This window comes from Oleiphilus sp. HI0125 (genome assembly GCF_001635355.1).
On the sequence record NZ_LWGF01001391.1, the window covers coordinates 1 to 960 of the forward strand.

The 960-nt window shown below is 45.9% G+C and carries 1 protein-coding gene and 1 pseudogene; one reads left to right on the top strand and one right to left on the bottom strand.

Annotation, left to right across the window (positions count from 1 at the left end; all coding sequences use genetic code 11):
* The coding region (locus tag A3762_RS23790; RefSeq protein ID WP_231878912.1) for a sulfite exporter TauE/SafE family protein at positions 1-756 on the top strand (756 nt) is incomplete at its 5' end.
* 5 nt (positions 757-761) lie between these two features.
* Here the strand turns inward: A3762_RS23790 and A3762_RS28980 are convergent.
* Positions 762-893, bottom strand: a pseudogene (locus A3762_RS28980) (EAL domain-containing protein); the annotation flags it as partial.
* Between the last annotated feature and the right edge of the window lie 67 nt (positions 894-960).

Genomic DNA, 960 nt, shown 5'->3' on the forward strand with positions numbered 1-960 from the left:
CATCAACGGACAGTCTCTATGACGAACTTAGTGCAAGACCCCATTTTTTGGCTGATCGCTATGATCGGCCTTGTTTTAACGGGTATTTCTAAATCCGGATTCGCTGGTGGAGCGGGTGTCGTAGCCGTTCCATTACTGAGTCTAAAAGTAGGGGTTCTAGAGGCAACCGCAATTACGCTGCCCTTACTTCTATTAATGGACGCCAAAACACTTCGTTATTACTGCTCACATATTAATTGGAACGAACTCAAACGACTGTTACCAGGTGCATTCATCGGGATACTGCTTGGAGGCTTATCAATGGGGAGTCTACCTGAGCGATGGCTGCTGATTGGTTTAGGCGTATTATCGATTGTGTTTGCTACCTGGGCATCCCTACAAACGATTTTCGCTAAATTAACCCGAGCTAGTTGGTTTTGGTCTACCACATCTGGTCTCACCAGCACCCTTGTGCATGCGGGCGGACCTCCCATCAATATTTATTTCATATCGCGACGATTGGAAAAATTGCCCTGGCTTGCTACTGCTGCGGCATTCTTTGCGATCATGAATGTCGTGAAACTCATCCCATACACGTTGAACGAGCAATGGAGCAAAGAGTCATTCATGATCAGCGCATTACTATTCCCGATTGCATTGTTCGGAGTTTGGCTTGGGAAAGGTATTCAGCAACGATTATCAGAACAAACATTTATGCAGGCTTGTCGTGCTTTGTTATTGCTTTCTGGTATCGGACTGATCGCTAAAGCAATCTGAATAGATTACTGGCTCTGCTGTTGCAGAAGCACTTGCATGGCCTCTTTTCCAAGAGGCTTCGACACATAGTAGCCCTGCACATAATCACAGCCTAACTCACGTAAAAGATCGAGCTGTGCTTCGTTTTCTGCACCTTCGGCAACTACTTTAGATCAAGCGATGAACCTAGCACCACAATCGCCTTTGTAATGGCTTGCTGTTCTT